This window comes from Microbulbifer sp. ALW1, from assembly GCF_009903625.1.
In the GTDB taxonomy this organism is placed as follows: Bacteria; Pseudomonadota; Gammaproteobacteria; order Pseudomonadales; family Cellvibrionaceae; genus Microbulbifer.
This window is the reverse complement of sequence record NZ_CP047569.1, coordinates 2,129,985-2,156,403: the sequence shown is the minus strand read 5'-3', so window position 1 is coordinate 2,156,403 and position 26,419 is coordinate 2,129,985. Positions and strand designations below refer to the sequence as shown.

The window sequence follows — 26,419 nt, the reverse complement described above, 5'->3', positions numbered from 1 at the left end:
TTAACGTCGGAATGATTTAATCGGATTACGTTAGAGATTCGCGATCTCGATCATCATTGCCGTGTACATTTTCAGGTTCAGCTGCAACTGGTCTGCAGTGATGAATTCGTGCTCCGAGTGCCCGGTGTAGGCCTTGTCCGGCATCGATGGCCCGAAGCTGACCGCATTGGGAAACAGCTTGGCATTGGTGGAACCACCAACGGACACCGGTCCCGCATCCTTGATTCCGGTAAAGTGCCGGAACACCTGCAGCAGTGGCTCCACCTGCGGCGCCTTATCTGCACGGTAGGGCTCCCCAAGATGCACACTCACGTCGGCCATATGGATACCGGTCTTTTTCTGCCAGGTGTCGATGGCAGTGTGAATTTGTGCATCCAGTACTTTGGCGGTCTTGCCGGTGGGGCGGCGCAGGTTCAGATAGCTGGTCAGGCCCGGTTTATTTTCCTCTTTATTTTCCTCTGCCTTCACCATGGTCAGGGCTGCGGTCATCGGTCCCATGAAATCATCGCGGTAGGCGATATCGCCAAATTGTTCCGCGACGATGCCGGTGCCAATCAGGTCATTGATGTAACGCACTGTGGCGCCCGCCGCGTTGGCTGGCCACACGTGGCCACCCAGTGCGTCTGCCAGGAAAGCAATGGCGTTGACCCCGTGCTCCGGCTCGGAGCTATGGGTAGCCACACCGCGGGCGCTGATCTCCAACACACCGTCCTTGTGTGCGAAAGCGAATTTCACCTGCGGATGTTTCGCTGCGCGGGCACGAATCGCTTTTTCCAGCGCGGCAGTCGGATGCACCACGGTGGCGTAGGCCTCGTCCGGCACCTGGCTGCGGAAATAGCCACCGCGGAATTCGCTCAGGAAGGGCTTGCTCTTGTCCGCAACGGCGGCCTCAGAGAAGGTAGTGCGCACTTCACTCCAACCCTTTTCCGCCGTCACCACCGGGTAATCGGCATCGATGGTAATGGTGTAGGCGGGCATGTCGTAATCTTTCAGGAAGGCTTCCAGCGGCGCCCAGTCAGATTCCTCGGCCATGTAAACAATCAACTCCACCCGCCGCTGCATCGGCACGCCCTTGTCTTTGATCGCCTTCATCGCATAGAGCGCGGTGGCAATGGGCCCCTTGTCGTCCTCGCTGCCGCGGGCAATCAGTTTGCCCGGCTCACTGGTGCGATCCAGCTCAAACGGACTCTTCTTCCACTTGGCCGGATTGGCCGGCTGCACATCGCCGTGGGTGACAATGCCGATCTTCTCTTCACCCTGCCCCAGCGCGACGATCACCACATACCCGTGATCTTCACATTCCAGGCCCAGCGCCTTGGCCTTGTCGCACAGGGTGCGTTTGAAACCGGTGAACTCGGGGTTCTTTTCCAGCGGCAGGTCTTCCCGCGCCACCGTCTTGAACTGAACCAGATCGGCAAGGGTATCGGTCATCGCCGCCTCGTACTGATCTACCGCATAGTCGGCGGTGCTCTGCGCTACCGGCGAGACACCCGCCACCGCGGCCAGAGGGCAGAACAACAGCGACGCCGCAAGCCGCGAAATTTTGGACCGAAAATTCACTGGGTACTCCATAGATATTTAAATAGATAAACAAACAGATCAATAAATAGAATTCGGGGAAATGGGGTTATTCGTCAACTACAGCGACTGCCGCGCCTGCTCCCGCTTCAGGTGCGCAATTGCTTCGCGCATGGTGGCCACCCAGTAGCGATTTGGGTGGGCAGCCAGGTGCTCCAGCAATGCCTGATGGGCCTCTGACGAAACGGTAATGTAGTCACCACCCACCCCGTGAAACATAAAACCCACCAGGCTGTGATTTTCCCGCGCCGCTTCTACCACCTGAATCAGTTCTTGCGCACTCTTTTCGGCACCATCGAAGGATGCCACGCGGTAAAAATCGCGATCGTTAATTTGATGCTGCCCATCGCCGGAAAACAAACGTGCCGCGGGTACCAGTTTTTTCAGCTCGGGAATCACATCTTCCCCCCCGGCAGTCATGTCACCACAGGGGTAGGCAAAGGTGCGCTGCTTTTTGCCGTCGATGGCTTCGAGCATGCTGTTAGTCGCCTGCACTTCATCGACGAACTGATCCAGGGTGTAATTATCCAGATCCTGCCAGGGTTTGACCCAGCTGCGGTTGGAAAGAGATTTTCGGCAGGGGTGGTAAAGCATATGGTTACCAAGCTCGTGCCCACGCTGGGCAGCCCGGCGCCACTCGTGCAGACGCATGCGAATGGAAGGTCGCGCACCCGAGATATAGAAGGTAGCCGGCAGTTTGTGCTCATTCAGCTGGGGAATGGCGATGTCCAGGTGGGAATCGAGGGCGTCATCGTAGGTCAGTACCACCGCCACCTCGGCACCACCGGGCCAGGGAGATTTCTGCCCACTGGTTTCGACGCCAACGGCTGCCGACAAGCACACCGCGGAGCCAAGTGAGACCAGCAACCCCATCAATGCGCGAGGCAGGGCCCGCGACTTACTGGGAGGTCTTGGTGAAAACATCTTTGCTAAGTTGAGAGAAACGAACATTGGCAATTCCTTTTTATTATTCGTTTACTGAGCTTCAAAACCCGCTTAAATAATTATTCGCACCGCGAGGCCGTCCAGGTGCGGATCGCGGGCCAGGTGCGGATCGCGGGCCAGGTGCGGATCGCGGGCCAGGTGCGGATCGCGGGCCAGGTGCGGATCGCGGGCTCCCCCCGGCGGAAGGATATCAATACGGCCGTGGTAACTCTCCACAATATCCACCACCACGGCAAGGCCAATACCCTGCCCCTGTTGCTGCTGGTCGGCACGCACGCCACGCTGTATTACCTGCTGCCACTGGGCCTGGCTCAAACCGGGGCCATTGTCGGAGACCACGATTTCCAGTCCGCGCTGGTCAGCGGTATTGCAGATTTCCGCCAGCAGCTTACCGCCGCCGTATTTGTAACCATTGTCCAGCAGGTTGCCGAGCATTTCCATCAGGTCACCTTCATCCCCGTAAAACAACACCGAATCGTCACAGATTAACTCTGCGTTTACGGATTTTTTGCGGTAGACCTTGTCCAGCGCGGTGAGGATTTTCTCGGCCTGGGGCTGAACAGCAACGCCGCGCAGAATAGATTTGGGGGAAGTAGCCACGGCTCGCTTTAGCTGGTAGCTGATGATGCCATCCATGCGCTGCACCTGCTCGGCCAGGGCGGCCTGGGCCCCCTGCGGGTCGGCGGTGATATCCATACCCTTCAGTACCGCGAGGGGCGTTTTCAGACTGTGGGCGAGATCCCCCAGGGTGTGACGGGTCTTTTCCCGCTGGCGACGTTCGTTTTCAATCAGCAGATTGAGGTTGTCTGTCAGCGGGACCAGCTCGCGGGGGAAATGCCCCTGCAAGGTATCCGTACCACCCTGCTGCATCCGTTTCAGCGCGTGCGCCACACTGCGCAGAGGCGCCAGGCCCCAGCGCAATACCAATAGCTGCACAGCGATCAGTGCCAGGGCGCCGATCGCCAACCAGCGCCACAGAGTGCTACTGAACTGGCGTACCTGGGCGTGGAGCGGCCCGGCATCTTCCAGTACCACAAACGTAAACTGCAGTTCATTGTCCAACCCCCAGGCGATGCCCTGGCGGAAACTGCTGTACGGCGTACTGAGGTCGGGTAATTGGATTTCCGCAAATACTTCCTGCCCCTGGCGCAGCGGCAGGGGCAGCGGTAATGCAGAAAAATTCGGCAGGCTCAGGGCCGACTGGGAGCGCCAGATAACCCGCCCGCGGGCATCCATGACAGCACCGATCAGACCGGAGTCCGGCTGGTTGAATCGCTGCTCCGGCAGGTTGAATGGCAGTTGCAATGTGTTGCCATCGGGCTCGGCCACGGCCAGCAGGGTGTAAATGTGCAACTGCAGTTCCCGCACCTTGGCCTCGTCCAGGGAGGTGCGGTACGCCCGCTCCAGGACACCGGAGAGGACGGCGAGAAATACCAGCAGGATCAACGTTGCCATCAGCGAGAGACGGCCGGAAAGGGAGTGCCACCAGCGGAATTTAGGCAGCCATGAGCGAATGATAGACAGCCATGAGCGGGCGATAAACAGCCATGAACGGAGCTGAGGCCACCATGCGTGGCCTATAGCCCGCCACCGGCGCGAAAGGCGAGAAAACAAGGGGTTCAGCCTTCAACAGCGGTAAACCGGTAACCGCGCCCCCGCAGGGTTTCAATGGGTTTTACCCCGCCCGCCGCATCCAGCTTCTTGCGCAAGCGACCGATAAACACTTCGATCACATTGCTGTCGCGGTCACAGTCCTGCTCGTAAATGTGTTCGGTCAAGGTGGTTTTGGACACCACTTCGTCCGGGTGCAGCATCAGGTATTCCAGTACCTTGTACTCAAAAGAGGTAAGCTCCAGCTCGCTGCCGGACACATTCACCCGCTGGGAACTGGTATCCAGCTCGATGGGGCCGGCGCTGATGGTGGGGGAGGAAAAACCGGCAGAGCGCCGTACTAGGGCATTCAGCCGCGCGAGCAGCTCCTCGGTATGAAAAGGTTTGGTCAGGTAGTCATCGCCACCCGCTTCCAGGCCGCGCACCCGCTCCTGCCAGTGGCCGCGGGCAGTGAGAATCAAAATCGGGAAATGCCGCGCCTCTTTGCGCAGGGTCTCAATAACCGCAATGCCATCGACTTTGGGAAGTCCCAGGTCCATGACCGCGATATCGTAGGGATATTCGCGGCCCAGATACAACGCCTCTTCACCATCCGGCGCCTCATCGACGGTGTAACCCGCCTTGCGCAGGGACACCGCCAACTGTTCCCGCAGGACATGCTCGTCTTCTACCAGCAATGCGCGCATAAATTTTCCTCTACTAATCGGTTTCCAGCCTGGACTTAGCGGGAAATCTGCCCGCTCTGCTTGTCCACAAACACTACATAGACCTGGCTTTTATCGGAAAGTCCCTTGACCCGGTACATGCTGCGACCGTTGCGCTGCACTTCACTGATGGCCAGGATCTTGCCACCGTAGCGGCGCTTGACCAGCGCCGCGGCCTGATCCCGGGAGATGCTTTTGTTCTGTGTACGAATACTGGAAAACAGCTGCGGCTTACTGCGCTCGCCCCCCAGGCTTACCCGCAACACCGACTCGGGTGCCGACAGTGGAAGAACACCGGCCTGCTGCCCCGCATAAAGAGGCCCGGCAATCAGTGTGGCCACCAAGGCGATCACCAATACCATCGCCGCTTTTGCGAACCTTGGGGTAGCTGGGAATTTCACAATACTGCTCCTGATATTTCCAAAGCGCTGGTCGGGCTACCTCAAAGGACCGGCGTGACGTCGACTCGAACCCGGATTCTATCCCCCGGATGGCGGTCAGTGCGAATTAGATATTCCTGACCGTTGTAGCGGTAGTTTACGTCATACCCGACCAATTCCCGACGACTACTGACTTCTTCCACTACCTGGCAGCGCTGCTGGGTGCCGTATTGCACCGGTGCCGTACCTCGGCTGATGGCGCTGCCCACCACTGCACCCACGGCGGCTCCCGCCACCATACCGGCACCTTTGTTGCCACGGTGGTAGTGTCCGCGGCGCCCCCAACCATGGCGGTAACCGCGAGCGGCATCGCGCCCCACGGCAGCGCCGATCAGGCCGCCGATAATAGCGCCCGCAGGAGAAGGTTGCTGGTAAGTAACGGTCTGATCCCAACACTGGGTGCGGGGCTCAACGACCTGGATATCGTTGTAGACAGGGGTGACGCCGGTGACCATGGCGTAGTCGTAGCCATCCTGGCCCTCGTAATAGCCGCTCTCACCGGCAGCGGTGCCGGCGCTGACGCCTACCAGTGTGGCAGTAAGGCCGGCGAAGGCCAGCGGCTTGATGAGTTTGTGAAAGTTAACCATGTTCCGTGCTCCCTTAGACCCTGCCTGCGGCATGTTTTACTGGCCATGGCGGCCGATGGGAGCACTTTAATCAGGGCTGGCTGAATAGTTCCTGAACTCTGTGGAACTTTTTTTGAAATGCAGGTTATGAGACTCAGGGTATGAGATACGAAGCCCGACACAGGTAGACCGCATTAATCAATACGGTCACGCTCAATCAGGGCCGTCAGGCGGCCTCTGCAGACTCGTTATTATCACCGGTATCGCTACCTTCCCCCCGGCTGCCGCCCAGCCAGCGCTGGGTCAGGGTACCGGCGGTCATGGCACCATTCACATTCAGCGCGGTGCGCGCCATATCAATGAGCGGTTCCACCGAGATCAGCAGCGCGGCAATCTGTACCGGCAGCCCCATGGCCGGCAATACCACCAGCGCAGCAAAGGTGGCGCCGCCGCCAACACCGGCGATACCGAAGGAGCTGATCACGATCACTGCGATCAGGGAGGTCAACCACACCGGATCGAAGACATTGATCCCCAGGGGCACTGCCACCATCACCGCCAGCATCGCCGGGTAAATGCCGGCGCAGCCGTTCTGGCCGATGGTGGCACCGAAGGAAGCAGAGAAGTTGGCAATCGCCGGGGAGTTCTTCAGCTCGTCAATCTGGGTTTCCACATTCAGCGGAATCGTCGCGGCACTGGAGCGCGAGCTGAAGGCAAACACCAGCACCGGCCACACCTTGGCAAAATAATGCAGCGGGCTGATGCCATTGACCAGCAACAGCAACGCGTGCACCACAAACATCAGCGCGATGGCCACAAACGAGGCGGCGACAAAATTGAACAGGTTGAAGATATCCGCCCAGCTGGACTTGGCAATCAGTGCGGTCACCAGAGCCATTACCCCGTAGGGGGTAAACGCCATAATCAGGCGCACCAATTTCATCACCCAGGCCTGGGCCACGGAGACAAACTGCTCAATGGCAGCACCCTGCTCCGGATTTTCCCGGCGCACCGCCAGCGCAGCCAACCCCAGTAACACGGCAAATATCACCACCGCAATCACCGAGGTATCGCGCTGGCCGGCGAGGTCTGCAAAGATATTGCGCGGGATAAATGAGGTGAGAATTTCCGGAATACTGAGGCCGCTGACCCGGCCTATGCGCTCATTGAGCACTTCTACCCGCGCGGCCTCCCGGGCGCCCTCCACCAGCCCCTCCGCAGACAACCCGAACAGGTGTGCGATCAGCACGCCGATCAATGCCGCGATGGCCGTGGTGCCGAGCAATACTGCCAGTACAGAAACACTGATCTTACCCAGCGAGCGGGTATTGCTGACCTTTACTACCGCCGCGAGGATCGAGATAAGCACCAGTGGCATGACCAGCAGGTGCAGCAGGTTGACGTAGCCCTCACCAATCAATCCCACCCAGTCCAGCACCCAGGGCACATTCACACCCCAGCCTTCCGCCAGGTGCATAAAGCCACCCAGTAACACCCCCAACAACAGGCCGGCGAACACCGCCGGCGCCAGGGAGTTGCGGCTGCGGTGCCAACGCGCCAGTGGCCAGATCAGAAGGAGATAGACTGCCAGGAGAATCACTGCACTCAATTGCATGGGTTTTTAAGTCCCGATTTACAAATTTTGCCGGTAAAAATTTGCACGCATCCTATCAGTTGGCGCACATTTCCCTTAAAGACAGTTTGGTTATACCCCTAGAAGCAGATCACAGCCCCGCTAGGGGTGTTTGACAACTGACGCCACGGCATCGGCGAGAGAAGCGGATGTCTGCGGGCCCACCAGAGTCCGCTGCCACTGGCCGCTGGCATCGATGATAAAGGTGGAAGGCAGCACCTGTGGCACCGTCTGCCCCCAGCGCCCTTCCGGGGCTGAGGCCAACAGCGGAAACGCGATACCGAATTTTCGCGCCTGCTCTGCGACCTGCTCCGCGGGCAACTGATCAAAATTGATCCCCAGAACCAGCACATCGTCTTTGTGCGCCTGGTAAAAAGCGTTCAGTTCCGGGATCTCTTCCCGACAGGGGGCACACCACTCGGCCCAGTAGTTCACCAGCAGTATCTTACCTTCGGTATCAAGCCGCTCACCATCGAGGGAGCGCAGGCCGCCACTGGAACCTTCACAACCAAGAAACAGCAGTGCGCTGAACGACAGCAAGAAGGCGAGTAAACGTCGCTCAGGAGTTCGCGGTACGGCTTGACGATTTGGCGCGGGCATTGCGGCTGCTTCCTTTACTGGAGGATTTATTATTGGCACCACTGCTGCCCTTGTCCGGTGCAGGTAATTCTTTTGCACTCGCACCGGCTTCGGCTTCGGCTTCAGCCGAAGTGTCCACCGACTTTTCCAGAATTTCCTTCGCCATAGAGTCCCTGAATAGATCCCCGAGGCTCTGGGAAAGATGCGCGTGCGAGAAGTCCTGCGCCTCGCGGAAGCGCGCATCCACTTCGCGGAACCAGGGGCGCGCCTGCAGTTCACGGTGCCCCCCTTCCGGCACCGGCGCCGGATGCAGCCAGTCCAGCATCTGCCTCAGGGTAATGGAATCCAGGTCCCGCACCAGCACGTGATCATTGCGCTCGGTCTGCGCAATCACCTTGTTGGTCTGCAGGATTTCGCGGATGCGCCGCCACTGCGCCGGGCGTATTCCGGCGCGGGAAATATCCTGCTCGCTCACCGGCAACCCCTTCTGATAATTGCCAAAGAACTTCGACATCAATACCAGGGTCGCCACCAGATCCGAGTAATTGCGCCCCTGAGCCGCCGCGTGGTAGGCAGACAACGTCCGCACCAGCACGCAACCTGCCAACACGATCATCCACAGGGTGTAGATCCAGATCAGGAACAGCGGCACAAACGCAAAGGCGCCGTAAATGGCCTGTACCGAGCTGCGCGACACGATGGCACCGAACAGGTACTTGGCGGCCTCAAACGCAATGGCAGTGATCACGCCTCCGGCAAAACCGTGCCGCAGGGGCACGCGGCAATTGGGTACCGCCACAAACAGCAGGGTGAAGGCGATGGCGGTAAAAATGAATGGCAGAACCCGCAGCACCACTGGCAGCAGGCCGAGGCTGTCGTTCTGGGCAATGACCTTTTGCGAGAAGAGATAAGTGGTGGCGGCCATGCCCGCGCCGAGCAATATCGGCCCCAGGCTCAGGATGGCCCAGTAGAGAAGAAAGCTCGAGACACCTTTGCGTCCCTTGGGAATATCCCAGATCGCATTGAAGGTGGACTCGATATTTTTCAGCATAAAGCCGGCGGTCAGCAGCAGTATGGCAATACCGGCACCGGTCAAACGCTGGGCCTGCACCGAGAAATTATTGATGTACTCCTGCACCTCGCGACCGCTCTCGGGCACGAAGTGGGAAAATATCTGCTGCTGGATTTTGCTTTCCAGCCCCGCGAAATCCGGGAACAGCGACAGCATGGCATAGCTCACCGTTACCAGCGGTACTATGGCGAAGAGTGTCATATATGTCAGCGCGGCGGCATTCTGGCGGCAATTCTTTTCGTTGAATACCGTCCACAATGAAGTAAAGAAGCGACGCCAGCGGTGCACCATTTCAGTCATGGGTCTTCTCAGTTTGTTATATAGCCATGTTTGCCGGATTCTCCCCAGAACCCGGTGAATTACGCCGTGCACTCTGTCTAAAAAATACGCCATACCCCAGCGTAGTTCACGATTCAGACAGCTTCATGGACGGCCAACAGTCACCTGTTAGAATACGCCAAACCTTAACAGGATACCCCTTCGATGTGGACGATCTACCATAACCCCCGCTGCTCAAAATCCCGCCAGACCCTGCAACTGCTGCAGGACAATAATGTAGAGCCCCAAGTCGTGCTCTATCTGGAGACACCGCCTGACGCCGCCACCCTGCAATCCCTGCTGCAAAAACTCGGTATTGGCGCGCGCGACCTGCTGCGCAAAGGTGAAGACGCCTACAAGGAGCTGAACCTGAAAGACCCCGCCCTCAGTGACGAGGCACTGGTTCAGGCGATGGTTGCGCACCCCAAGCTGATTGAGCGCCCCATCGTCGTCAAGGGCAATCAGGCCGTGCTCGGCCGCCCGCCAGAAAACGTGCTGGAGCTTCTGTGATGGCCTCTTCTCCGCAAGCAGAGCCCTACGTATTGATTCTCTACTACAGCCGCAACGGCGCCACCGCGAAAATGGCCGCCGAGCTGGCCCGCGGCGTGGAACAGGCGGGGCTCTGCGCACGCCTGCGCACCGTGCCCCCGGTTTCCCCGGACACCCAGGCCAGTGTCCCCCCGGTACCGGACAGCGGCGCGCCCTACTGCACCGCCGACGATTTACGCCACTGCCACGGCCTGCTGCTCGGCAGTCCCACCCGCTTTGGCAACATGGCCGCGCCACTGCGCTATTTTCTCGACCAGACCAGCGACATGTGGCTGGACGGCAGCCTCACCGGCAAGCCCGCCGCGGTATTCACGTCCACCGGCAGCCTACACGGCGGACAGGAAAGCACCCTGATCTCCATGATGTTGCCACTGCTGCACCACGGCATGGTGATCGCGGGCATCCCCTATTCCGAAGCGGCCCTGATGCACACCACCACCGGCGGCACGCCCTACGGAGCCTCCCACTGGGCCGGCGGTAATAACGGCCAGCTGAGCGATGATGAAAGCAGCCTGTGCCGCGCCCTTGGCGCCCGAATCGGCAAACTGGCTCAGCAGTTGGAGAACTGAATATGGCGAAACAACCCAAGGTCATCGACACCGCTCAGGTCGCGCGCAAGCTGGAAATTGCCAGGAAGCTGAACTGGGTCTGCTACGGTGGACTTTTGCTACTGTTCGCCGTGTGGAACCTGTTTCTCGACGGCTCCCTGAAGTGGTGGCTGCTGCAGACAATTCCTCTGCTGCTGGTGCTGCCCGGCATGCTGAAACAGCAACAGCGCAGTTATCTGTGGCTATGTTTCATTCTATTGCTGTATATAACCGCCGGTATCGTCGATGTAATGATGCCTACACGCGGCTGGCAACATGGCGTACTGACAGCCCTGAGCCTTATCCTGTTTGTTTCCGCAATGATGGCCAGCCGCTGGCAGGTTCAGTTGCAAAATGCGCAATCCCGGTAGCGATACCGCCACATAACCCGTTTGAGACGAAACAGACCGACACAAGGAGTTTCAGGTTTGACCGAAGCAACCCGTCACCGCGGCCCTGTGCGCCGATTTTTTAGCGCCATCGGCGGCGCCATTACCTGGCTGCGCCGGGTGTTTACCAACCTGCTGTTTTTGTTGCTGCTGCTGTTTATCGGCATCGTCATATTCGGTGGTGAAGAGCGTATTACCGTGCCCCAGGGCGCCGCCCTCAAAGTGGCCCCCGGCGGCGCACTGGTTGACGAACTGAGCCAACCCACCGGTATCCCGGTGTTTCTCGGCGGCCGCGCCACACCGCCGGAAACCCGGGTCAAGGATCTGGTAGACGCCATCGATCGCGCCGCAGACGACAACCGTATCACCGCGCTGGTAATGGAGCTGGATCACCTGGGTGGCGCCAGCCTCAGCAAACTGGAAGAAGTGGGTGAAGCGGTACAGCGCTTCAAGGCCAGTGACAAGCCGGTCTACGCCATCGGCGACAACTTCACCCAGGGGCAGTACTTCCTCGCCAGCTACGCCGACAAGGTGTATCTGAACCCCATGGGGTCGCTGCTGCTGACGGGCTTTGGCAGTTATCGCAATTACTACAAAAGCGCACTGGAAAAGCTCAAGGTCAACTTCCACGTATTCCGCGTCGGTGATTACAAGGACTTTATCGAGCCGTATACCCGCGACGATATGTCCCCGGCTTCACGGGAAAATAATGCGCGCTGGTTGCACCAGCTATGGACCGAATATACCGAGCAGGTTACCGGGCTGCGCAACCTGCCCCCCAACGCGGTGGACAGCTATATTGCCGAATTACCGCAAAAACTGCGGGCAGAGGGTGGCAGCTGGGCCGAAGCGGCATTGGCCAACAAGTTTGTCGACAAACTGCTGACCCGCCGCGCCGCCGTGGCCGAACTGCAGGAACTGGTGGGCGCCAGCGATGCCGACAAGTCCCTGTACAACGCCATCAACGCCCTAGACTACCTGCGGCATATGAAGCTGACCAACTTGCCCGACCCGCGCTTGCAGCGGGATAAAATTGGCCTGATCAGTGCCGCCGGAGCCATTGTTGATGGCGAAGCGCCCGCTGGACAGATTGGCAGCACAACACTTTCGCAGCTGATCGCCAAGGCCCGGGAAAAGAACATCAAGGCACTGGTATTGCGTGTTGATAGCCCCGGCGGCTCGGCGTTTGCCTCTGAAGCCATCCGCCAGGAACTGCTCGCCACCCGCGAGGCCGGTATCCCGGTGATCATCTCCATGGGTAGCGTGGCCGCTTCCGGCGGCTACTGGATTGCCGCCGGTGGCGACAAAATCTGGGCCTCCCCCTCCACCATCACCGGCTCTATCGGCGTGTTCGGCGCTTTCCCGACTTTCGAGGATTCCCTTGAACACCTGGGCGTCTACAACGATGGCGTGGGCACAACCGAGCTGGCCGGCACCATGCGCCTGGATCGCGCCCTGCCGGAAGCCGCCGCCGATATACTGCAACAGGGGGTAGAAAACACCTACAGCAAATTCCTGCGCTTGGTAGCAGAAGCCCGCAGCAGCACCCCGGAAGAAGTCCACAAGATTGCCCAGGGCCAGGTTTGGACCGGGCGCGCGGCGCTGGACCTGGGGCTGGTGGACGACCTGGGTAATCTCAAGGATGCCATTGCCGATGCCGCCCAGATCGCCCAGCTGGACAATTTCGAGGTACTGGAAATCCAGCGCGAGTTGTCACCCAGTGAAAAGCTGATGCGCGCCCTGGCCGACAATGTCGACGCCCGGATCGCCGCCAGCGTCGAGCAGAACCTACCGCTCGGCGCCTGGTTCAGCAGCCTGCAGCCGGCACTGCAGCCACTACAGGAGCTGAAAAGCTTTAAGGACCCCCGCGCGCTTTACGTGCGCTGTGTGAGCTGCGTTGCCCCCTGACGTATCGCGCAATCAACGCACGGATCTTCTAACAGACCCTCAAAAGGCGACCTCTTCAGGTCGCCTTTTTTATTCCCGCAGAACACTCTTTGCGACGTCACCGCAAAAATCGGCCCTTAACTTGCACTGCTATAGTGAAGCCCGGGGAATATCGCGGCCAGAATGCAACAAGCAATACTCGAGTGTTGCTGCACACGCCAAAATCGCACCAATAAAGTGCAAAAGTGCGAATTTCCCGCACCAACAGATAACGCATGCAAATAACCCGGACAACGTGCCCGGATTAGCGCCCAAGCCACCGCAAAATGGCCAAGCAATCAATAATGAAAAATGTACCGGACCTAGCGATCGATCAATCCGATACCCAGTGGCTCATCGCCAGTGACCTCGACGGCACTCTGCTGGATCACTTCAGTTATTCCCACCAGCCCGCAGATGCCACCTTGCAGCAGCTGGAATCCCAGGGGATTCCAGTGATACTCAACAGCAGTAAAACCCGGCACGAAATACTCGAGCTGCGTGAAGCACTGCACAACCACCACCCGTTTATCGTCGAAAACGGCTCCGCCATTTTTATTCCCCGAGGCTATTTCCCCCGCAAGCCGGAAATGGCCCGGGACGACGATGGCTACTGGATACTGGAACCAGGGGCGCCGCGCCAATGCATTCTCGAATTCCTGCGCAAAGACAGTGAACAACATGGCGCGCCCTACCTGAGTTTCTCCGCGGCGACGAATCAGGAAATTGTTGCCGCGACCGGTTTAAGCAGTACAGAAGCCGAAAAGGCGTGCCAGCGGGATTATTCCGAACCTCTGCAATGGCGGGGTGACGAGCAACAGAAACTCGCCTTTATTGCCCGCGCCAATGCCTCGGGATTCAGCACCCTGCAGGGTGGACGCTTCCTGCATATTCTCGGCCAGACCGATAAAGGGCTGGCCACCAGGCTGCTCAAGAAAACCTATCAACACTACAGCGACCGCGACTGCCGGCTCATTGCCAGTGGCGACGGCCCCAATGACCTCGACATGCTCAAGGTGGCCGACATTGCCATTGTTGTGCGCTCACCGACCCACGCACCGCCGAGCCTGCCGCACCACCCAAAACTGATCACCACCCGGGAAACCGGGCCCCTGGGCTGGGCAGAAGCAATACAGGAAATCTTTACCGCGGATTTTCACTGACTCGATTCTCGCAAACGGCAAACCAAGATTCACATTGACAGAAAACAAGGAAGCACACCGTGACCGACTTTTTTCAGAATGGCGACATCACGACCCTGCACAACCTGTCCAACCGCAGCCTGGAAGATATGGAAGCGGACCTGATCCGCTTTTCCAAACACCGCCCCATGTCTCTGCTGCTCCCATCCCTCTACTCCGAGCTCGAAGGTGAGGCCCTTCCCAAAATCCTGAAAATTCTGGCGGAAGTCCCTTATATTTCCGAAATCGTGATTGGCCTTGATCGCGCGAATGAATCCCAGTACCGCGACGCCCTCAAACAATTCAGCATACTGCCGCAACATGTGCGCGTGCTCTGGAACGATGGCCCAAGGTTGCGCGAGCTGGACGCGCAGTTACAGCGCGACGGCCTGGCTCCCAAGGACGCGGGCAAGGGGCGCAACGTGTGGTATTGCCTCGGCTATATTCTCGCCTCCCGCCGCGGTGAAGCCATTGCCCTGCACGATTGCGACATCGTTACTTACGACCGCATGATGCTGGCCCGACTCTTCTACCCGGTGGCCAACCCCAACTTCAGTTACGAATTCTGCAAAGGCTATTATTCCCGCGTCGCCAACGGCAAAATCAACGGCCGCGTATGCCGCCTGCTGGTCACCCCACTGATCCGCACCCTGAAAAAAATCTACGGCCATACCCCTTACCTGGAGTACATGGACAGTTTCCGCTACTCCCTGGCCGGTGAGTTTTCTTTCCGGCGCGATGTCATCAACGACCTGCGCATCCCCAGTGACTGGGGACTGGAGATTGGCGTGCTCTCCGAAATGCACCGTAACTATTCCACCAACCGTCTTTGTCAGGTGGATATCGCCCACGCCTACGACCACAAACACCAGAATGTATCCTTCGACGATGAGCATTGCGGCCTGTCGAAGATGTCGATCGATATCGCCAAATCGTTTTTTCGCAAGTTGGCCACCCAGGGGACGGTGTTCTCGTCCGAAACCTTCCGCAGTATCAAGGCCACCTATTTCCGCGTAGCACTGGATTTTGTCGAGACCTACCGCAATGACGCCATCATCAATGGACTGAACTTTGACATTCACAAGGAAGAGCAGACCGTAGAACTTTTTGCCAGCAACCTGGTGAAAGCGGGGCAGGCTTTTTTACAGAACCCGATGGAAACCCCCTTTATTCCGAGCTGGAACCGGATTACCAGTGCGGAACCGGGTTTTCTCAAACAGTTGAAACACGCGGTAGAAGCAGACTACGAAGAGTACAACGCCTGATTACGGCCAAAAAATAAATGTTCCGTCAATTCCGGGGGGGGAAATTGTGAGTCAACCAAATACACATTTGCCAATCAAGGAAGTACTGCACCAGAAAGTCATTGACCACCTGGCGTTCATCTATCCACAACAAGAAATTGAGAGTATTGCGCTGGTTCTCATCCACACCATGCGGCTGGATGATGATTGCCAAAGCCCCCTTGCCCATAAAAATCTCTGGGACCAGACCGACATTGCCGTAATCACCTATGGCAACAGTATCCTCAGCGACAACCAACCGCCCCTGAAAACCCTGCACCACTTTCTGCAGGCGCACTTCCCGATGCTGATCAACACGGTGCACATACTGCCGTTCTTCCCTTATACCAGCGACGATGGCTTTGCCGTGTCCGCCTACAAGCAGGTGGATCCACCGCTGGGAGACTGGAGTGACATCCTCCGTATCAGCACGGATTTTCACTTGATGGCGGACCTGGTGATCAATCACTGTTCTGCGCAGCACGAATGGTTTCAGAATTACCAGAAAGGCGATGACCCGGGCAGTGACTTTTTTGTCGAAGCCGATCCCAAGGAGGATTTAAGCCAGGTGGTCCGCCCCCGGGTGACGCCCCTGTTACGGGCCACCAGCACCCCCACCGGAACCCGCCATGTGTGGTGTACCTTTGGCCACGACCAGGTCGACCTGAACTTTGCCAACCCCAAAGTGCTGGCCAAAATTGTCGATATCATCCGACTGTATCTGGATATGGGTGTGCGTATCTTCCGCCTGGATGCGGTGGCATTTATCTGGAAGCGGCTGGGCACCAACTGCCTGAACCTGGAGGAAACCCACGAAATAGTCCGTCTGTTGCGCACCCTGATCGAGCACGCCGATCCCAATGCAGTGATCATTACCGAGACCAACATTCCCAACCAGGAAAACCTTTCTTATTTTGGCAACGCCAACGAAGCCCACTGTATTTACAACTTTTCCCTGCCACCGCTGCTGGTGAACACCCTGGTCTCGGGCAACTGCCGACACCTGAAAAACTGGCTGATGAGCATGCCACCGGCTCAGAACGGCACCACTTATTTCAACTTTATCGCCTCCCACGATGGTATCGGCCTGCGGCCGGTGGAAGGACTGCTGAATGAAAGTGAGCAGGAAGCGCTGATCCAGACCATGGAAAATTTCGGTGGGCAGATTTCCTGGCGCGCGCTGGATGACGGCAGCAACAAGCCTTACGAAATCAATATTTCCCTGTTCGATGCCCTCAAAGGTACTACCGCCGGGGAGGATCACTGGCAGCTGCGGCGCTTTATCTGCGCCCACGCCATCATGCTGGCGCTGGAGGGAATTCCGGCGTTCTACCTGCACAGCTTGGTAGGCACCACTAACGACTACGAGCGGATGAAGGAGCACGGCCACAACCGTGCGATCAACCGGCGTCAGTGGCAGGAGCAGGAACTGAACGAGAAACTGGCGGACCCGGAAAGCCACCACCACCGGGTCTTCTCCCAGTTGCGGCGCCTGATCCAGCTACGGCGGGAGCAACCGGCCTTTCATCCCAATGCCACCCAGTTCACCCTGCACCTGGGAGATCAGGTGTTTGCTTTCTGGCGCCAGAGCCTGGACCGCCGGCAAAGCATTTTCTGCCTGAACAACATCTCCGACCAGCCGCAGACTATTTCCCTGAATGCAATCAACCTGATCGGCACCGACCAGTGGAAAGACCTGGTGAGTGATGCCACCTTTGACGATATGCTGGCTACGGTGACCCTCGATCCCTACCAGACACTGTGGATCAGCAACCGCTGGTAGGCCGGGCAATCCAAGATGAGGAGCTGCATGATGAGGAATTGTGAGATGAGGAACAGCGTGATGAAGAGCAGCGTTTACGCCGCCGGATGCTCCTCATCGACACTGTCCCCGGTTTTTACCCAGTGGCCATTTTTGAGTATCACTTCAAAGCGCGCCCACTGGCGAAAGTCGTCCCGCAGGCAAATCCCGGTATCGTAGGAACCGTCACCGGCCAGCACTTTGTAGATAATCCGGTCTTGCACCGGCGGCGGCTCGCGCGACTCGTCTACCACCTGCCGCACGCTCCACAACTTACCGAGTTTGCCGTTGCTATAGCAACACCCGGCGACGATTTCCCGCGGGTGCACCACATTTCGCTCTGCATGCTGTTTGGCCAGTTCCAGCAATTCGGTCAAGCCCTCCGCGGTAATATCCACGAAAGAATCCTGCTGCTGGATCGCCGCCGCAAAGTCTTCCTGGGTAATTTCGACTTCGCGCCCGGAAGGCTCTGCAACCGGTAACCGCTTGGACCGGCGCCCCAGGTGAACCGGATAGCGCCGCCAGTAGAACAGGCTGTTGAAGGCAACAGCCACGAGCAGTATCAGCAGTACATTGGTAAGAATCGGGACCAGCAAAAAGTCGAACCCCAGTTGATAGACGGCATCACCACCGGTTACCGCCGTCAGGGCGGTGGCACCGCCCGGCGGGTGTATACAGCGCAGGTAATACATGGCGGCTACTGCAAGGCCCACGGCAACACCCGCGGCCAGCAATTGCGGACCTATCCACTGATGACACAAAACACCGACAAATGCCGAGATCAGGTGACCGCCGGCGAGCGCCCAGGGTTGCGACAGCGCGCCGTGAGGCACCGCAAACAGCAATACCGCGCTGGCGCCCATTGAGGCGATGATGAAGTAGCTGGTGGAGATATCGATCAGCTCCGCGGCCAGTGCCTGCTGGGTCGCCGAGAATACTGCGAGAATCGCCAGCGCAGCCCCCAGGGCCGAAATCAATTTCTCCCGGTGACTGGTACTGTTTTTCTCTATGCCGAGATAGGCCCGCAACGCGCGATACACGACCAACGTATTCCCCTTCATTCACTAGCCGCCTAAACCACCGGTTTTGGTGTTACCGCCGGCACCTTGCCCCAGCGCACCTCATTGCCGACTGCCGGTAGACCGGGAATATTCTGAGCTAGCAACAGAGAGCCCGCGGCCATGACCGCGCCACACCAGAAAACCGCTGCCGGCGATACCAGCCACATAAGCCCAAAGGCCACCGGAATAACGACCGCAGCGATGTGGTTGATGGTAAAGCTGACGGCGGCCGATGAGGCGATGTCCCGCTCGTCCACAATTTTCTGGAAGTACGTCTTGATGGCAATGGCCATGGAGAAGAAGAGGTGATCAATGATGTAAAGCACGGCAGCCGCGGTCGCGGTCTCTACCAGCGCGTAGCCACCAAACACCAGAATCAAGCCGATATATTCCACAGTCAGGGCACGGCGCTCGCCAAAGCGCACGATGAAGCGGCCTATTTTCGGAGCCAGGTACAGATTCAGCAGGTGGTTGACGATAAACAGCTGCGCCACTTCCGCAACGCTGTAACCGAACTTTTCCACCATCAGAAAGCCAGCGAAAACCACGAAGATCTGCCGCCGCGCGCCACTCATAAACGTCAGCGCGTAATACAGCCAGTAGCGTTTGCGCAGGATAATTTTTTTGTGCTGCACATGAGGTTGGTCAAAACTGGGGAACAACAGCCACAGAGTCGCCACAATGGCCACCGTCATGCCGCCGCCCAACAGGTAAATCCAAGTGTAATCCAGCTGTAGCTGCTGTGAGGTAAACCAGACCATCCCATAGGCCACCAGTGATGCGAGGGAGCCGACCGCCATAATCCGCCCCAGCCAGATGGCAGAGGTCTCCTTGGGCAACCACTGCAGGGCGAGTGAGGTCTTGAGGGCTTCGTAATAATGGAATCCCACGGACATCAGCAACGTGGTGCAGAGCAGTCCGACCGTCGTGGGGAAATAACCGGTAATCGCCACCCCCACCCCGGTGGCAATCAGCGAGATAAATGCCAACCGCTGCTCGCGCACCAGAAAAAGCACAAATACCACGGTAAATGCGAGAAAGCCGGGAATCTCCCGCACACTCTGCAACAGTCCAATTTCCGCACCGGTAAATTGCGCCCGCTCGATGACAAAGTTATTCAGCAGCGCCTGCCAAACGCCAAAAGAAAGTGGCATGGCCAGGGCCAGCAACAGCAGCAGAATTTCTGGCCGGCGCCAGTGGAAGGATTGCAACATAGTGGTCTAGGGCTCGAATTGCTTGCGTTTTTCGGAACAAGAATGCGGAAGTTCAGGCTTGCGGATTCTCGGCATCGCCATCGCGGACACTCAACTCCCGCAGGGCGCCGCTGAACCACGCCAGCACAAAGGCGACGAGGCTGAAGATCCCCGCCCACCAAAGGGTGGTCAGCGGTGCAGAAAACTCGCTGATCACACCGGCGGCCAGGGCGCCGATGGCAGCTGAACCAAACAGTGAAAGCTGGTAGATGGAAATAATCCGGCTGCGCACCTGCTCCGGCGCCAGCAACTGTACGATGGACTTACCCAGAGCGGCAGAGGCCGCCGCCACCGCGCCCCAACAGGCACACAGCAGCATCAACCCGAATGGTGTGGGACCAAAACTGATGGCGATCAACAGCGCAGCACTGTATAGCAGGCACATCAGCACCCCGCGCCCGGGCTGATTGCCCTGCCCCCGCCGCAGCATGGCGACAGTGGCAACCACAGTGCCGGCGACGAATGCAATCTGCAGCGTGGCGTAGTAGCTGGCACCGCGGTCATAGCTGTCGGCCATCAGTGGCAACACCACCAGAAACACGCCGATGTGCACCAGGCCGTTAAACCCCACCAGCAATACCAGTTCGGAGATGGCCCGGCTCTTTTTCACCTCGGCAAAACCTTCCAGTAGCGCAGAGGGCAGTTTCAGTTTCGGGGCTTTCGGCGCCGGTCCCAGGTGCCGCATAAAAAAGAAAAACAGCGCGGCCAGCATCAGTGCGAAAACCTGAATCAGCAATAGTGGCTCCGCCCCCCAGTGGTCAAAGCGACTCGCCAACAGCATGCCGATGGCCTGGCCGCCGTACTGGGCGAGCATCATCCAGGTAACCGTATGCTGCACCCGGCTTTCGCTCAATCGCCCGCTGCCGTCCTCTGGTGTACGTGCACAGCGCTGCACAAGGTTATCGCGCGCCGGCTGCAGAAAGGCCATGCAAATTCCCAGGCTGATACCGTAGACCAGTAGCAGTGACAGGCTCGGTACCTGATACAACAGGTAAAACGCCAGTGCGGAATGACACAGTCCAAGGCCAATGCAGGACAAGGCGGCAACACGTGCGGAGTCAAAGCGATCCGCAAGAGCGCCGCCGAACAACAGCAGGATGAGATTTGGCAAGAGTACCGACGCCTGTACCCAGCCCAGTTGCAGTGCGGGCAACTCCACCAGGGAAACCGCAATCCACGGCAACAACACCACCTGCAGGCCTGTCGCCAGGGAGGTGCCACTATAACCGAGCAGGAATGTTCGCAGTCGTGCCGCCAGTGCGGGAAATGCCATTACAGAATCCGGAAATACAAAACGTCGTGGCGGCGACTAGCGCCACTTGCCGGGACAGTACCGACGAGAGCACCGATAGAATCCCGAAAGAGTATCGATAAAGGGGCCTATTCCAGGAAAGGTGCCAGTACCGGGGCGGCATTGTCCCACAATTTGCCCCCTAATGGGGCGGACCTCCCGGCAGGGCGACACCGCTAGCGGACGAGTCGGATTGGCCAGAATGTGCGAACCAGACGCCGCAATTGTTTTTCCGCCTCGGCACTGTCGCCGTAGGCCGCCTTTTCATAGGCCGTGGTTATCTTGCCAACCATTGGGCCAAGCTTTGGCAATTCCCGCTCCACCCTTCGCGCATAATCTCCCGGCGTTTCCCCCGGATTGCGCGCCAGGCCAGCGCGAGCCATACGACGGCAAAATCGCAGATAGAGTCGACCCGCCGGCGGCAGTCTGGGGCCACGGCTCGCAAATTTCAGCCACAACAGCAGAATCATCAACGCCGCCACCGCCGGCACCCCGAGAAACAGAGCCATGCGCAAAGGAGACACCTCTCCCAGCAAGCGTTGCAATATCCCCTGCTGCCGCTCCCGGTCAAAGCTGACCACCGTCTGGTACCAGCGGTAATTGATCATGTCCCACTGCAGCCGCAGCTTGGTGACAAACGCGATTCTGTGCAGCGGCAGCAAGGCGTCCTGCATAAATTCATCCGCGGCGGCACTCTGTAATCCATCGCGGATCCGCTCTGGTGCAACGGCTGCGGTAGGATCGACCCGGACCCATCCGCGCTCCGGCAGCCAGATTTCTGCCCAGGCGTGGGCATCGTACTGGCGCACCAGCAGATACTCCCGCTGCTCCACCCACTCACCCCCCTGGTAGCCGGCCACTACCCGCGCGGGAACTCCGGCGGCGCGCATGGTAAACACGTAGCTGCTGGCAAAGTGCTCACAAAATCCCTGTTGGGTGGAGAACAGGAATTCATCCACCGTATTCTGCCCAAGCGGCGGTGGACGCAGGGTATAGCTGAAGCTCTGGTGGTAGTGCTGCAACAAGGCCGCGGAAATTTCCTCAGCGCCCAAGCCTTGTCTCACTCGCTGCCGCGCCCACTCCCGCGCCCGCGGGTTACCGGTAACGGGCAACTGCAGATGGCGAAGACGTTCGTCCGCAGCCAGTACAGTGTCCTGAGCGACGCTGTCCCGCGGCCAGGATCGCACCTGATATGCCAGGCGGCTGGCGACGGGCATTTTATAGGCCAGGGTATCGTCGCCGGTTTCCCGCACCCCCGGGGTTTCCGAGTGGGGTCGGGCAAGGGCAAACAGCCAGGGGTTATGGCTGGCCTCCTGAATCACCTGATAGCGATAGCGCGGGCCCACCGCCGGCAGTGGGCGCTCACCTTCCTCCGGCGGTTGGTGGGCCTGACTGCGGCCGCGCCCCCAGCTCAGGGTAGCGTCACCGGGTTCGCTCCAGCGGCGGCCATCGAAGTGGGTGTACACCAACCCACGCCAGTAGCGCTGCTCCGGCGGCGGCACCGGGCCATCGAAGGCAATGCGCAGTGCGGGTTTGTCGGATTTCGACAGCTCGCTGAAATCCCCCGGGCTCATGGAATCACTGATACCGGTGGACGCGGATTGGGCATTCTGGGGTACCGCCCACAGGGGCCCCAGGCGCGGAATCACCACAAACAGCAGCAGCATGATGGGCGTCGCCTGCGCCAACAGTTTTGCCGAAAGCCCCAGCGCCCGTTTGGGCCGGGCACTGCCTCTGCCCTGTTGCGCGGCCAGTGCGGCGGTAATCACCAGTACACACAGAATGCCGTAAAGCGCGTAGGGGATCGTCTGCTCGAATACAAATAGAGTAGCGGCGAGAAAGTACGCCAGCATCAGGCTCAGTAGCGCATCACGGCGACTGACCAGCTCGATGTTTTTTAGCGTAAACGAGACTGCCAGCAGCGCCACCATGGGCTCCAGTGCAAACCAGCGCCGGTAAGTGAGTGCCAATCCGGCAACGGCGAGGGAGACCGCCAGCAGCTTGACCAGCTTGCCGGGAATCTCCCGGCGCCCGCGGTAAACTTCCAGCCGCCAGTAAACCGCCACACACCAGGCCGCCACCAACCACAGGGGCAGGTGCATCATATGCGGCAGCAGCACCGCGCACTGCGCAGCGAATATCCACAGCAGACTTTCCCGCGGTAACAGCGATTGCAATTGGCTCGGCGCAGCGCTCACTGGCTCACCCCCTGCACCGGGAAAAGCGCCAGCGCCGACAGCAAACGCTGCTTGTGCGCAGGCCCCATAGCCGGCGCAATTTCTTTCCCAGGCAAGCGCAGGCCATAGGCAATCTGCGCGCGCTCGGCTTCCAGCACCCAGGCGCAAAGATTGCTGAGACGGGTTTCCACGTCGCGCCCGGCCAGCAGGTCCCAATCCAGCCACAAACGCGCATCACTACCGGAAGCGTACTCCTTGCGGTAGAGATCGCGACCGCCGGCGTACTGCTTCCAGGCCACGTGCCGCAGGGAGTCGCCGGGCTGATAGTTCTTGAGGCCGGCAAAATCATCGCCGCTGGCAGAGAAGCTTTTCAATTGCTCCCCTTCCCCAACACTGGCGCCGAACGGCAGGGGGCCGGCGGTTTTGGGCTGCGGGTACACCAGAAACTCGACATCCAGGTCCACCCAACTCCAGCATTTGAACAACCCGAGGGGAAAGCGGCTTTCGATACGGATACGGGGGGCCTGTACCCGCCCCCGCTGTACCAACGGCAACGCAATGCTCACCTCTTTTGGCTCACTGTCGGTGACGTCGGCGACGATGCCCTCTTCCGGTGGCCAACTAAGGTGTAAGCGCTCGTGACTGCGTTTGCCACTTCGCTCCAGTGCGATTTTCGCCTGCCCGTAGTCACCGGCAAAAGCCGCCGGTACTTCACGTAACTGCAGGCGCAGGCCGGATAGGTTGGCAAAGGTGTGCACCGGCAAAATGATAAACAGCCCTAACAACAAGAAAGCGAGTGCAAAGACGAGGTTGTTTTCGTAGTTGGTACCGAGCAACCACAGCAGAACAATCACCAGCAGGAAGGCAGAGCCCGCCAGGGAGGGAATGACAAAAAGTTTGCGGTGATCGAGGGTCACACTCTGCGCCGCGGGCAGGCGGCGATCGAGCCAGCGGTGCCAGCGTTTTTGGAACAGGGGCTGCCAGGACGGAGTGGATCCACGGCGGGACTTGCTGGCACGGCTTACAGACATTCTGTCACCCAATTCAGGCGGCGATGATATCCACCTGGTGCATCATGCGCTCAACCAGTTGCGCGCCATCGGTGCCGTCACTTTGCAGGCGATGCCCGGCTACGGCGGGGAGTACCGCCTGCAAATCTTCCGGCAACAGGTGCCCCCGGTTGTGGATCAGTGCCCAGGCGCGGGCGGCGTGGAGCAACGCGAGGGCGCCGCGGGGGGATAGTCCGACGGGGCACTCCGGGCTCTGGCGGCTGTGCAGTACCAGGCGTTCGAGGTAGTCCAACAGGGAGTCGGAGGCTTTGACCTGACTGACAAGCGACTGCAGCTTTTTCAGGCCTTCGGTGTTGATGCGCGGTTTGATCTGCGCCAGCTGGGCTCTGGGGTCGACGCCCTGGAACAGAGCGCGCTCGGCTTCGCGGGTGGGGTAGCCGAGGCTGATACGCATCAGGAAGCGGTCGAGCTGGGATTCCGGCAGTACGAAGGTACCGGATTGTTGCAGTGGGTTCTGGGTGGCAATGACGAAGAAGGGCACGGGCAGCGGGCGGGTTTCGCCGTCGAGGCTGACCTGGCGCTCTTCCATGGCTTCCAGCAGGGCGCTCTGGGTTTTCGGGGAGGCGCGGTTGATTTCGTCGGCAAGCAGTAGCTGGCTAAACACGGGCCCCTGGTGGAAGCGGAATTGTCCGCTTTCGCGTTCGAAGATGCTGACGCCGAGGATGTCGGCGGGGAGCATGTCACTGGTGAACTGGACCCGGTTGTAGGAGAGACCGAGAACTTGTGCGAGGGCGTGGGCCAGCGTGGTTTTGCCCATACCGGGCAGGTCTTCGATCAGCAGGTGGCCCCGGGCCAGCAGGCAGGCCAGTGCCAGCTTTACCTGATGCTCTTTACCCAGAAGCACTTTGCCGATATCGGCGACAATGGCGGAGATGATTTTTTGCACGGCAAATCCATTACTGCTCGGTTTTTCTTCCACAAACACGACAACCTTGCCAACCGTTCGTGGTAACCAATAGCCAACTTCCGGGCGGCACTGCTAGAGATACTTGTTCGCAAGACACGCCGTAAACCCATCCCTGGGGGCTCGGCTGCGGCCGTCCTGGACGCAGACGGTCTTGCGAACAAGTATCCCTATCAGTGCCTTCGCATCGAGCAATGCACTTCGAAATCAACTACTAGCCATTAATGATAGGCCCCGGGTGACCGGGAGCCATTCATCATGTCATATTCCGCGCCATTGTGGCTGTTTTATGTGAGCGCCGACAAGCCGCGGGCGAGATCCGCTTTCAGGTCTTCGACGTTTTCAAGCCCAACGGAGATGCGGATCAGGTTTTCCGTAATGCCCGCTTTGGCCTTGTCTTCTTCGCTCAAGCGGCCGTGGGTAGTGGTGGCCGGGTGAACGATGGTGCTTTTGGCATCGCCGAGGTTGGCAGTGACGGAGAAGATGTTGCAGCCGTCGATGACTTTCCACGCGCCTTCTCGCCCGCCCTTGACGCTAAAACTGAACACGGCGCCAAAGCCGGATTGCTGTGCCGCGGCCAGCTGGTGGTTAGGGTGGCTGGGAAGGCCGACGTAGTTGACCTTTTCCACCTGTGGCTGCTCTTTGAGCCACCAGGCGATATCCAGGGCGCTGGTGCAGTGGGCCCGCATGCGCAGGCTGAGTGTTTCCAGTCCCTTGAGGAATACCCAGGCGTTGAAGGGGCTCAGGCTGGGGCCACAGGTGCGCAGGAAGATGACAACTTCGTCCATCACTTCCTTTTTGCCCACTACCACGCCGCCCAGACAGCGGCCCTGGCCGTCGAGGAATTTGGTGGCGGAGTGGACGACGATGTCGGCGCCCAGCGCCAGCGGCCGCTGCAGTGCGGGAGTACAGAAGCAGTTGTCGACCACGAGCTGGGCACCGGCACTGTGGGCGAGATCAGCCATGGCGCGGATATCGGCCACTTCGCACAGGGGGTTGGAGGGCGTTTCCATAAACAGGAGTTTGGTCTCGCCATCCAGCGCATCTTTCCACGCCTGGAAATCGGTCAGTTCGACAACGGTCACTTTGACGCCGAACTTGACCATGTAGCGGGTAAACAGCGCGGTGGTGGTGCCGAAGACGCTGCGGGAGCAAATCACTTTGTCGCCGCTTTTCAGCAGCGCCATGCACAGGCTGAGAATGGCAGCCATGCCGCTGGAGGTGGCCACCGCGGCCTCCCCGCCTTCCATCGCGGCGATGCGTTCTTCGAACATGCGCACGGTGGGGTTGGTATAGCGCGAGTAGACGTTGCCGGGAGAGTCCCCGGAGAAACGCGCGGCGGCTTCTGCCGCGGAGGGAAAGACGTAACTGGAGGTGGTGTAGATAGGCTCTGCGTGCTCGCCTTCCGCCGACCGGCTCTGGCCTGCACGTACCGCCAGCGTTTCCAGTGCGTAGCCGTCGTCTTCAAACATGGATTAACCGTCCCGGGTTACAAATGATT

23 protein-coding genes are annotated in these 26,419 nt (G+C 59.0%); 7 read left to right on the top strand and 16 right to left on the bottom strand.

Annotated features, from left to right (window positions below; all coding sequences use genetic code 11):
- Window positions 1–30 precede the first annotated feature (30 nt).
- The 9 genes from GRX76_RS08830 to GRX76_RS08790 all read right to left on the bottom strand — a co-directional run bounded on the left by GRX76_RS08830 (window position 31) and on the right by GRX76_RS08790 (window position 9,428).
- Complete coding sequence (locus GRX76_RS08830; protein WP_236250605.1) at window positions 31–1,560, bottom strand: dipeptidase; 1,530 nt, start codon at window positions 1,558–1,560, stop codon at window positions 31–33.
- A 78-nt stretch (window positions 1,561–1,638) separates the two neighbouring features.
- The gene (locus GRX76_RS08825; protein ID WP_160152981.1) at window positions 1,639–2,451 is read right to left on the bottom strand and encodes a polysaccharide deacetylase family protein; all 813 of its coding nucleotides are present in this window, start codon (window positions 2,449–2,451) and stop codon (window positions 1,639–1,641) included.
- Between the two features lie 123 nt (window positions 2,452–2,574).
- Window positions 2,575–3,978 (bottom strand): ATP-binding protein, encoded by a 1,404-nt coding sequence (locus GRX76_RS08820; protein ID WP_160152980.1) that lies wholly within the window; start codon window positions 3,976–3,978, stop codon window positions 2,575–2,577.
- A gap of 164 nt (window positions 3,979–4,142) precedes the next feature.
- Window positions 4,143–4,820, bottom strand: coding sequence for a response regulator transcription factor (locus GRX76_RS08815; RefSeq protein WP_160152979.1), 678 nt, complete (start codon window positions 4,818–4,820; stop codon window positions 4,143–4,145).
- A gap of 35 nt (window positions 4,821–4,855) precedes the next feature.
- On the bottom strand, window positions 4,856–5,239 hold the full coding sequence (locus GRX76_RS08810; protein ID WP_160152978.1) for a PepSY domain-containing protein: 384 nt from the start codon (window positions 5,237–5,239) through the stop codon (window positions 4,856–4,858).
- Between the two features lie 41 nt (window positions 5,240–5,280).
- Window positions 5,281–5,865 carry a glycine zipper 2TM domain-containing protein gene (locus GRX76_RS08805; protein ID WP_160152977.1) on the bottom strand — a complete coding sequence of 195 codons (585 nt, stop codon included), beginning with the start codon at window positions 5,863–5,865 and terminating at the stop codon, window positions 5,281–5,283.
- A gap of 205 nt (window positions 5,866–6,070) precedes the next feature.
- Window positions 6,071–7,459: an L-cystine transporter gene (locus GRX76_RS08800; RefSeq protein WP_160152976.1), complete on the bottom strand. Its 1,389-nt coding sequence runs from the start codon at window positions 7,457–7,459 to the stop codon at window positions 6,071–6,073.
- A 120-nt stretch (window positions 7,460–7,579) separates the two neighbouring features.
- Window positions 7,580–8,077, bottom strand: coding sequence for a TlpA disulfide reductase family protein (locus GRX76_RS08795; RefSeq protein WP_160152975.1), 498 nt, complete (start codon window positions 8,075–8,077; stop codon window positions 7,580–7,582).
- A complete protein-coding gene (locus GRX76_RS08790; protein ID WP_160152974.1) occupies window positions 8,037–9,428 on the bottom strand; it encodes a YihY family inner membrane protein in 1,392 nt (463 codons plus the stop codon). Before GRX76_RS08790 ends, GRX76_RS08795 begins: the two co-directional genes overlap by 41 nt.
- A gap of 183 nt (window positions 9,429–9,611) precedes the next feature.
- Here GRX76_RS08790 and arsC point away from each other — a divergent pair, with 183 nt between their 5' ends.
- The 7 genes from arsC to GRX76_RS08755 all read left to right on the top strand — a co-directional run bounded on the left by arsC (window position 9,612) and on the right by GRX76_RS08755 (window position 17,144).
- Complete coding sequence (gene arsC, locus GRX76_RS08785; RefSeq protein WP_160152973.1) at window positions 9,612–9,956, top strand: arsenate reductase (glutaredoxin); 345 nt, start codon at window positions 9,612–9,614, stop codon at window positions 9,954–9,956.
- Window positions 9,956–10,564, top strand: coding sequence for an NAD(P)H:quinone oxidoreductase (wrbA, locus tag GRX76_RS08780; RefSeq protein ID WP_160152972.1), 609 nt, complete (start codon window positions 9,956–9,958; stop codon window positions 10,562–10,564). The genes arsC and wrbA overlap by 1 nt, the downstream gene beginning before the upstream one ends.
- 2 nt (window positions 10,565–10,566) lie before the next feature.
- Window positions 10,567–10,953, top strand: a complete 387-nt coding sequence (locus tag GRX76_RS08775; RefSeq protein WP_160152971.1) for a DUF2069 domain-containing protein — start codon at window positions 10,567–10,569, stop codon at window positions 10,951–10,953.
- Between the two features lie 57 nt (window positions 10,954–11,010).
- Window positions 11,011–12,879 carry a signal peptide peptidase SppA gene (gene sppA, locus GRX76_RS08770; RefSeq protein WP_160152970.1) on the top strand — a complete coding sequence of 623 codons (1,869 nt, stop codon included), beginning with the start codon at window positions 11,011–11,013 and terminating at the stop codon, window positions 12,877–12,879.
- 323 nt (window positions 12,880–13,202) lie between these two features.
- Entirely contained in the window at window positions 13,203–14,060 is an 858-nt protein-coding gene (locus GRX76_RS08765) for a mannosyl-3-phosphoglycerate phosphatase (protein ID WP_160152969.1), read from the top strand.
- A 59-nt stretch (window positions 14,061–14,119) separates the two neighbouring features.
- A complete protein-coding gene (locus GRX76_RS08760; RefSeq protein ID WP_160152968.1) occupies window positions 14,120–15,343 on the top strand; it encodes a glycosyl transferase in 1,224 nt (407 codons plus the stop codon).
- A gap of 46 nt (window positions 15,344–15,389) precedes the next feature.
- Window positions 15,390–17,144 carry an alpha-amylase family glycosyl hydrolase gene (locus GRX76_RS08755; protein ID WP_160152967.1) on the top strand — a complete coding sequence of 585 codons (1,755 nt, stop codon included), beginning with the start codon at window positions 15,390–15,392 and terminating at the stop codon, window positions 17,142–17,144.
- A 74-nt stretch (window positions 17,145–17,218) separates the two neighbouring features.
- Here GRX76_RS08755 and GRX76_RS08750 read toward each other — a convergent pair whose 3' ends face one another.
- The 7 genes from GRX76_RS08750 to GRX76_RS08720 all read right to left on the bottom strand — a co-directional run bounded on the left by GRX76_RS08750 (window position 17,219) and on the right by GRX76_RS08720 (window position 26,390).
- Window positions 17,219–18,223: an HPP family protein gene (locus GRX76_RS08750; protein WP_160152966.1), complete on the bottom strand. Its 1,005-nt coding sequence runs from the start codon at window positions 18,221–18,223 to the stop codon at window positions 17,219–17,221.
- An 11-nt stretch (window positions 18,224–18,234) separates the two neighbouring features.
- A complete protein-coding gene (locus GRX76_RS08745) occupies window positions 18,235–19,437 on the bottom strand; it encodes an MFS transporter (RefSeq protein ID WP_160152965.1) in 1,203 nt (400 codons plus the stop codon).
- Window positions 19,438–19,489: 52 nt separating this feature from the next.
- On the bottom strand, window positions 19,490–20,749 hold the full coding sequence (locus tag GRX76_RS08740; RefSeq protein ID WP_160152964.1) for an MFS transporter: 1,260 nt from the start codon (window positions 20,747–20,749) through the stop codon (window positions 19,490–19,492).
- A 194-nt stretch (window positions 20,750–20,943) separates the two neighbouring features.
- Window positions 20,944–22,965 (bottom strand): DUF3488 and DUF4129 domain-containing transglutaminase family protein, encoded by a 2,022-nt coding sequence (locus GRX76_RS08735; RefSeq protein WP_160152963.1) that lies wholly within the window; start codon window positions 22,963–22,965, stop codon window positions 20,944–20,946.
- Window positions 22,962–23,975, bottom strand: coding sequence for a DUF58 domain-containing protein (locus tag GRX76_RS08730; protein ID WP_160152962.1), 1,014 nt, complete (start codon window positions 23,973–23,975; stop codon window positions 22,962–22,964). The genes GRX76_RS08735 and GRX76_RS08730 overlap by 4 nt, the downstream gene beginning before the upstream one ends.
- A gap of 13 nt (window positions 23,976–23,988) precedes the next feature.
- On the bottom strand, window positions 23,989–24,900 hold the full coding sequence (locus GRX76_RS08725; RefSeq protein ID WP_160152961.1) for a MoxR family ATPase: 912 nt from the start codon (window positions 24,898–24,900) through the stop codon (window positions 23,989–23,991).
- A 305-nt stretch (window positions 24,901–25,205) separates the two neighbouring features.
- Window positions 25,206–26,390: an O-succinylhomoserine sulfhydrylase gene (locus GRX76_RS08720; protein WP_160152960.1), complete on the bottom strand. Its 1,185-nt coding sequence runs from the start codon at window positions 26,388–26,390 to the stop codon at window positions 25,206–25,208.
- Between the last annotated feature and the right edge of the window lie 29 nt (window positions 26,391–26,419).

What these genes read in the sequence shown, in the direction of transcription:
- GRX76_RS08800 (WP_160152976.1), bottom strand. Translation starts at nt 7,459, where the DNA reads ATGCAATTGAGTGCAGTGATTCTCCTGGCAGTCTATCTCCTTCTGATC.
- GRX76_RS08775 (WP_160152971.1), top strand. Translation starts at nt 10,567, where the DNA reads ATGGCGAAACAACCCAAGGTCATCGACACCGCTCAGGTCGCGCGCAAG.
- GRX76_RS08825 (WP_160152981.1), bottom strand. Translation starts at nt 2,451, where the DNA reads ATGGGGTTGCTGGTCTCACTTGGCTCCGCGGTGTGCTTGTCGGCAGCC.
- GRX76_RS08745 (WP_160152965.1), bottom strand. Translation starts at nt 19,437, where the DNA reads ATGTTGCAATCCTTCCACTGGCGCCGGCCAGAAATTCTGCTGCTGTTG.
- GRX76_RS08765 (WP_160152969.1), top strand. Translation starts at nt 13,203, where the DNA reads ATGAAAAATGTACCGGACCTAGCGATCGATCAATCCGATACCCAGTGG.
- GRX76_RS08805 (WP_160152977.1), bottom strand. Translation starts at nt 5,865, where the DNA reads ATGGTTAACTTTCACAAACTCATCAAGCCGCTGGCCTTCGCCGGCCTT.
- GRX76_RS08740 (WP_160152964.1), bottom strand. Translation starts at nt 20,749, where the DNA reads ATGGCATTTCCCGCACTGGCGGCACGACTGCGAACATTCCTGCTCGGT.
- arsC (WP_160152973.1), top strand. Translation starts at nt 9,612, where the DNA reads ATGTGGACGATCTACCATAACCCCCGCTGCTCAAAATCCCGCCAGACC.
- GRX76_RS08790 (WP_160152974.1), bottom strand. Translation starts at nt 9,428, where the DNA reads ATGACTGAAATGGTGCACCGCTGGCGTCGCTTCTTTACTTCATTGTGG.
- GRX76_RS08795 (WP_160152975.1), bottom strand. Translation starts at nt 8,077, where the DNA reads ATGCCCGCGCCAAATCGTCAAGCCGTACCGCGAACTCCTGAGCGACGT.
- GRX76_RS08815 (WP_160152979.1), bottom strand. Translation starts at nt 4,820, where the DNA reads ATGCGCGCATTGCTGGTAGAAGACGAGCATGTCCTGCGGGAACAGTTG.
- GRX76_RS08750 (WP_160152966.1), bottom strand. Translation starts at nt 18,223, where the DNA reads ATGAAGGGGAATACGTTGGTCGTGTATCGCGCGTTGCGGGCCTATCTC.
- GRX76_RS08720 (WP_160152960.1), bottom strand. Translation starts at nt 26,390, where the DNA reads ATGTTTGAAGACGACGGCTACGCACTGGAAACGCTGGCGGTACGTGCA.
- GRX76_RS08820 (WP_160152980.1), bottom strand. Translation starts at nt 3,978, where the DNA reads ATGGCAACGTTGATCCTGCTGGTATTTCTCGCCGTCCTCTCCGGTGTC.
- wrbA (WP_160152972.1), top strand. Translation starts at nt 9,956, where the DNA reads ATGGCCTCTTCTCCGCAAGCAGAGCCCTACGTATTGATTCTCTACTAC.
- GRX76_RS08730 (WP_160152962.1), bottom strand. Translation starts at nt 23,975, where the DNA reads ATGTCTGTAAGCCGTGCCAGCAAGTCCCGCCGTGGATCCACTCCGTCC.